The organism is Streptomyces purpurogeneiscleroticus (assembly GCF_020024005.1).
Taxonomy (GTDB): domain Bacteria; phylum Actinomycetota; class Actinomycetes; order Streptomycetales; family Streptomycetaceae; genus Streptomyces; species Streptomyces purpurogeneiscleroticus.
The window spans coordinates 1-5,854 of record NZ_NHSG01000026.1 but is presented as its reverse complement, the minus strand read 5'-3'; the positions used below and the strand labels follow the sequence as shown (position 1 = coordinate 5,854).

Sequence of the window (5,854 nt, the reverse complement as noted above, 5' to 3'; positions counted from 1 at the left end):
ACCCCGCCCGGTGGCACCCGCACCGCGGGCCACCCCGAGCCCGAGCACGACCCGGGCCTGATGGCCGCCTTCCGGCGCGGCATCACCCGCGCCGACGAGACCTACGACGCGTCGGCGGACCGGGGCACCGCCTACGACAGCACCAGCGCTTATGACAACGCCGCCTATGACACCGCCGCCTACGACAGCGCCACCCCGTACGACAACACCGGCACCGGCCCGGCCCCGAGCCGGCCCCGAGGAGACGACCAGAACCATGGTGAGTGACGTTCACGTACAGTCCCAGCGACACAGCGGCCGGCCGACGACGGACCTTTCCTGGCTGCTGACCGGACTCGTCCAGCGCGTACCGCACGCCCGCAGCGCCCTGCTGCTCTCCTCCGACGGGCTGGTCAAGGCCGCACACGGCTTCGAGCCCGACAGCGCGGACCACATGGCGGCGCTCGCCTCCGGCCTGTACAGCCTGGCCCGCAGCGCCGGCGTCCGCTTCGGCGACGGCGACGACGTCCTCCAGGTCGTCGTCGAGCTGGAGTCCACCCTGCTCTTCGTCTCCACCGCGGGCTCCGGCGCCAACCTCGCCGTGCTCGCCTCCCGCGAGGCCGACGTCGCCGTCCTCGGCTACGAGATGGGCATGCTGGTCAAGAGCGTACGGCCCTACCTCGCCACGCCCGCCCGGCATCAGGCGCGAGCGGGTGGGCACTGAAGATGGCGGTACGTCGCCGGAGACGGCAGGGGTCGGAGCCGCTCTGGCTCGACGACGAGGCCGGCCGCCTGGTCCGTCCGTACACCGTCAGCAACGGACGGACCCGCCCGACCGCGCACTTCGACCTGCTGACGATGGTGATCGCCACCGGCAAGCGGCCGGTGACGTGCCAGGGCCCGGACTACATGCAGGTCCTCGGTCTGTGCGGCGGCCCGGTCTCGGTGGCCGAGGTGGCCGCCCATATACGGCTGCCGGCGGTGGTCACCAAGGTGCTCCTCGCCGACCTCGTGGACTGCGGAGCCCTCACCGCCCGGGCCCCCGCACAGAATCCGCAAGGCCCGTCGCACTGTAACGACCGAGCACTCCTGGAGGCGGTGCTGCATGGACTCCGACAGCGTCTTTGAAAGGACCTGTACTTTTGAACCGTATGCCCCGGCCACCACTCCCGACGGCGACCCCTTTCCGTCCGCACTGAAGATCCTCGTCGCGGGGGGCTTCGGGGTCGGCAAGACCACCTTCGTGGGCGCCGTCAGCGAGATCGAACCGCTGTGCACGGAAGAGCTCCTCACCCAGGTCAGCATCGGCACCGACTGCCTGGACGGGGTCGAGGAGAAGACCACCACCACCGTCGCGATGGACTTCGGGCGGATCACCGTCAGCACCGACCATGTGCTGTACCTCTTCGGCACGCCCGGCCAGCAGCGCTTCTGGTTCATGTGGGACGAGCTGTCGGCCGGCGCGCTCGGCGCCGTGGTCCTCGCCGACACCCGGCGCCTGGAGGACTGCTTCTCCGCCGTCGACTTCTTCGAACGCCGCGGCATTGAATTCATCGTCGCGGTCAACCAGTTCGACGGGTCCTTCCACTACGAACCGGACGAGGTGCGCGCCGCCATAGACCTCTCACCCAGCACCCCGGTCGTGCTGTGCGACGCCCGGCACTGCAGTTCCGCGACCAACGTCCTGGTCTCTCTCGTCCAGCACCTTCTGACCCCCGCCTTCGCTACGGAGCTGCCATGAACCGGCCCGCGTCCCGCCTGCCTGCCCCCACCTACGACCCCACCCGGCACCTGCTGCTGACGCCCGACGACGACGAGGCGCCGGCACGGGTCGCCCGGCTGCGTACGCTCGGCATCGGCGAGGCACCGCTGCCCGCCTTCGACGACTTCGCGCGGAACCTCGCCCGAACCACCCAGGCCCCGTACGCCATGGTCAACTTCATCGACGAGCGCCGGCAGTACTTCGCCGGTCTCTACACCCCCGCCGAGGAGCAGGCGCCGGTCGAGCTGGGGCCCGCGCCGGCCAGCGCGCAGCCGGGCCGGGTGATGGCCCGCGACCACGGCTACTGCCCGCACGTCATCGTCCGCCGCAAGGCCCTGGTCCTGGAGGACGTCTGCGACTACCCGCGGTTCGCGGGCAATCCGGTCGTCGACGAGATCGGCATCCGCTCCTACCTCGGCGCGCCGCTGATCGACCGTACGGGCATGGCGCTCGGCACGGTCTGCGTCGTGGACCTCGAACCGCGCCCGTGGGGACGTGAAGGGCTGGACACCATCAAGTCCATGGCGGCCCGGCTGGTCGACCAGATCCACCGGATGGAGCAGGAGCGGACGGACGGGCTGTGAGCCCGCCAGCGCCCGGGGACCGACGGGCCGGTGGGGCCTCGCTGTAACAGCGAGGCCCCACCGGCCCGTTGTGCGTTCTCTCCCGCAGCAAGTCCTGTGGTGTCACCCCGTGAGCAGGCCCGCTCCTGCGTACGCGTGGTGGTGGTCGTACTCCTCCGTCCGGTCCTCCGTACGGACCCGGTCCGAGAGCCGACCGGACCATTCGCCGTGCGGAGTGCCCAGGGCCAGCTCGCCCAGCCGCAGCAGCTGGACGTCGGAGGTGCCGGCCGGCGCGAAGATGTGGTGCGCGTCCCGCAGATAGCGCTCCACCGGGCGGTCGGTGAACAGCCCGCACGCCGCGTGGATGTCCATCGCGTCGCGCGCCGACTCGATCGCCGACTCGACGTTGACGAGCTTGGCGTTCATCAGCTCCGCGTCGCAGTTCTCCCCCCGGTCCAGCAGATGCACGGCGTGGTACGCCGCGAGCCGCGCGGTGAGCAGTCTGGACTGGATCCGGCCCAGCTTGAGCTTGATGTTGGTCAGCGCGTGCAGCGGCTTGCCGTAGCGCTGCCGCTCCGCGCAGAACCGTGCGGTCTCCTCCAGGACCGCCTGGTGGATGCCGAGGGAGACGGCGGTGAGGTTCGGGCGGCCGTACAGCACGCTGGAGGAGTAGGCGACGGCCAGCCCGTCGCCCTCCCGGCCGAGGAGGTTCGCCGCCGGGATCCGGCAGTTGTCGAAGAAGAGCTCGCCGAAGCTGAAGCCGTGCAGGCCCATCGTGGCCGCCTGCGGGCCGACCCGGAAGCCGGGGCGGTCGTGCTCCACGAGGAAGGCGGACAGGCCGTGCGAGCCCTCGCCGGTGCGCACGACGACGCCGTGCAGGTCACCGACGTGGCTGTTGCCGACGTATATTTTGCGGCCGTTGAGGATGTAGTCGTCGCCGTCGCGGACCGCGCTGCTGGACATGCCGAGCACATGGCCGCCGGAGTGCGGCTCGGTGACCGCGATGGTCGGCAGGCACTCGCCCGCGGCGATGGCGGGCAGCCAGGTCTTCTTCTGGGCCTCGCTGCCGAAGTGAATGATCTTGGCGACACCGAGCTGGGACGCCTGCACCATCGCGCCCATGGCGGCGCTGACCCGGGACAGCTCCTCGATGATCACCGTCTTGGCCAGGTGTCCGGCCCCCATGCCGCCATAACCGCGCTCGACGGTCGCGCCGATCCACCCCTGGCGGGCGATCCGGCGCGACAGGGCATGGCAAACGGAACGGCTTGCCTCCATATCTGCTATGCGGGGGCGTACTTCGCGCTCTGCGAAGTCGCGCACCCTCTGCCGGAGTGCCTCATGCCGCTGGTCGGTGAAGTAGCGATGCAAGACGAGCCCTCCTCCGCGATGCGTCCGTGCTAGTTGCTCTGTGTCATCCGGTGCGTCATCCCTCGATCGGATCCGGACAGTCGTTCTGCGGTTACCCCGAGTGCAATACCCGTTGGCATACCTGGCGCAGGACGCATAAAACCTCTACTCACCGCATTTATGCGAAGACATTGGAGTGCGCATTGATCCTTCACCACCCCGAGGGGCTGCCACATGCGGAAATGCAGAACTGAGGCAGGAGTGATCGGAGTTGCTCACCGAGTGGGTACGTGTGACCGAATTTCATCGTGGTCTCATCGCCCACTGAAGGCGTAGCGCGCGCACGTACGCGACTCGCCCCGGCGGATCGGGGGCGGGTCAGGTGGCGGCGGGCGACGGTCTGCCGGTGCCGTACATCCGCGCACGCCGCCCGCGCCACCTGACGCCTCCCCCCACGTACGGCCGTTGGTCCTGTGTACGGTCAGTGGTCGGGCCCGCAGCAGGAGTCCCGCCGGAGCTGCCGGCCCACCTCCCGCCAGTCCTCGTCGCCGGCCGCCCGGGAGATGCGCGGCCGGTCCGCGGTGAACGCGCCCACCAGGTCAGCTTGTTCGTACAGCCGCCCGCCGCGCAGTACTCCCGTCGTGCGGACCAGCGTGTCGAAGTCGTGGAACGGATCGCCGTCCACGAGCGTCAGGTCCGCGAGCCTGCCCTCCTCCAGCGTCCCCAGGTCCCGCTCCGCGCCGAACACCCGCGCCGGCAGCGCCGTCGCCGTGCGGAGCGTCTGCGCGACGGTCAGCCCGGCGCCGTGCAGGGCGCGCAGCGCCAGATGCAGCGAGAGCCCGATCGCCATCAGCGGCGCGTCCGTGCCCAGCGCGACCAGCCCGCCCTCCGCCAGCACCCGCCGGTAGAACGCCGTCTCCCGGGCGAGGTCCGCCAGCTCCTTCTCCGTCGGCCGGTGCGCCGCGTCCTGCTCGACCAGCGCCACGTCCCACGGCGGCATCAGCGTCGTCACCCGCGGGTCGTCCGCGAGTCCCGGATCGGCCCCCAGCAGCACCCCCGCGGTGAAGGGCGTGGCGACCAGGTGGAAATCGGTCCCGGTGTAGACCTCGGCGGCATCGCTGTACGTACGGGCCGTCGCCGACGTCGCCCGCCCGAACTCCAGCCGCTGCGTCGCCTGCAGATGGGTCGTCAGGTCCTGCCCCAGCTGCACGCCCGGCGTCAGCAGATGGCTGCCGGACCGCACCCCCAGCCGTTCGTGCGCGAACTCCGCCGCCTCCTGCATGATCCAGCCCGGCGCCCGGACGTACGTCTTCACGAAGTCCCAGTCCAGCGCCGCGCCCCGGGCCAGCGAACGGCGCAGTCCCGCGCGCGTCCGGTGGGCGCGCCCCATGCTGTACGCCACCCGCGACCCGTCCAGCAGCTCACCGCAGCTCAGCAGCCGCGGCCCGGCGAGCACCCCGGCGGCGATCGCCTCCCGCAGCCGCGCCTGCTCGTACGAGAAGCCGCCGAACGACACCGCCGTGGTGATCCCGTACGCCAGCTGCAGCGCCGTCTGCCGCCCGCCGTACGTCAACTGCCATGGATGGGTATGCGAATCCCACAGGCCGGGGATCACCGTGCGCTCGGAGGCGTCCACCCGGTTCGCCGCGCGGCGCCCGGCGCGGTGCGGCGCGACCGCCGCGATCCGCCCGTCCTTGATCACCACGTCCACGTCGTCCCGTACGCCCTCGCCCACGCCGTCCCAGAACCGGCCCGCATGGACGACTGTGTCCGCCGTCGGCGCCCGCCGGTGATCCAGCCGCAGCGGTACCGTACGCGGCGTCCCGCCGGCTGCCGGCACGGTCCGCAGCCGCCCGGCCGAAAGGTAGAGCAGCGTACGGGAATCGCCCGACCAGGACGGATGGTCCGCCGGCTCCTCCGTGAGCTGCCGCGGCGTGCCGTCCGGAGTGCCGTCCGGCCGCACCGGCAGCAGCCACAGCGCGGACTCGGCGACCAGCGCCAGCCACCGCCCGTCCGGCGACCACACAGGCCCGGAGTCGTACCGGTCGGAGAGCGACACATGCTCCCCGGCCGCATACAGCCGACTGGCGCCCGTCGTCGTGTCCACCACCCGGATGAGGTTGTAGCCCTCCCGGAAGCGCTGGTTGAGCCGGTTGCGGTCGCACAGCGCGAGGTACCGGCCGTCCGGTGACCAGCTGGG

6 protein-coding genes and 1 pseudogene are annotated in these 5,854 nt (G+C 71.2%); 5 read left to right on the top strand and 2 right to left on the bottom strand.

Features of this window, described 5'->3' with window-relative positions:
- From CCS38_RS00725 to CCS38_RS00705, 5 genes and pseudogenes are all read left to right on the top strand, one after another.
- A pseudogene (locus tag CCS38_RS00725) lies at window positions 1-267 on the top strand (hypothetical protein); the annotation flags it as partial.
- Entirely contained in the window at window positions 257-703 is a 447-nt protein-coding gene (locus CCS38_RS00720; protein ID WP_223731217.1) for a roadblock/LC7 domain-containing protein, read from the top strand. The pseudogene CCS38_RS00725 and the gene CCS38_RS00720, both read left to right, overlap by 11 nt.
- Before the next feature lie 2 nt (window positions 704-705).
- Window positions 706-1,107 carry a DUF742 domain-containing protein gene (locus CCS38_RS00715; protein ID WP_223731216.1) on the top strand — a complete coding sequence of 134 codons (402 nt, stop codon included), beginning with the start codon at window positions 706-708 and terminating at the stop codon, window positions 1,105-1,107.
- Window positions 1,085-1,720: a GTP-binding protein gene (locus CCS38_RS00710; protein ID WP_223731215.1), complete on the top strand. Its 636-nt coding sequence runs from the start codon at window positions 1,085-1,087 to the stop codon at window positions 1,718-1,720. The genes CCS38_RS00715 and CCS38_RS00710 overlap by 23 nt, the downstream gene beginning before the upstream one ends.
- A complete protein-coding gene (locus tag CCS38_RS00705) occupies window positions 1,717-2,325 on the top strand; it encodes a GAF domain-containing protein (RefSeq protein WP_223731214.1) in 609 nt (202 codons plus the stop codon). The genes CCS38_RS00710 and CCS38_RS00705 overlap by 4 nt, the downstream gene beginning before the upstream one ends.
- Before the next feature lie 102 nt (window positions 2,326-2,427).
- Here the strand turns inward: CCS38_RS00705 and CCS38_RS00700 are convergent, their stop codons facing one another.
- Window positions 2,428-3,675 (bottom strand): acyl-CoA dehydrogenase family protein, encoded by a 1,248-nt coding sequence (locus CCS38_RS00700; RefSeq protein WP_223731213.1) that lies wholly within the window; start codon window positions 3,673-3,675, stop codon window positions 2,428-2,430.
- A 460-nt stretch (window positions 3,676-4,135) separates the two neighbouring features.
- Window positions 4,136-5,854 (bottom strand): amidohydrolase family protein (locus CCS38_RS00695; protein WP_223731212.1); only part of this gene is annotated, 1,719 nt, incomplete at its 5' end.

What these genes read in the sequence shown, in the direction of transcription:
- CCS38_RS00720 (WP_223731217.1), top strand. Translation starts at nt 257, where the DNA reads ATGGTGAGTGACGTTCACGTACAGTCCCAGCGACACAGCGGCCGGCCG.
- CCS38_RS00715 (WP_223731216.1), top strand. Translation starts at nt 706, where the DNA reads ATGGCGGTACGTCGCCGGAGACGGCAGGGGTCGGAGCCGCTCTGGCTC.
- CCS38_RS00710 (WP_223731215.1), top strand. Translation starts at nt 1,085, where the DNA reads ATGGACTCCGACAGCGTCTTTGAAAGGACCTGTACTTTTGAACCGTAT.
- CCS38_RS00705 (WP_223731214.1), top strand. Translation starts at nt 1,717, where the DNA reads ATGAACCGGCCCGCGTCCCGCCTGCCTGCCCCCACCTACGACCCCACC.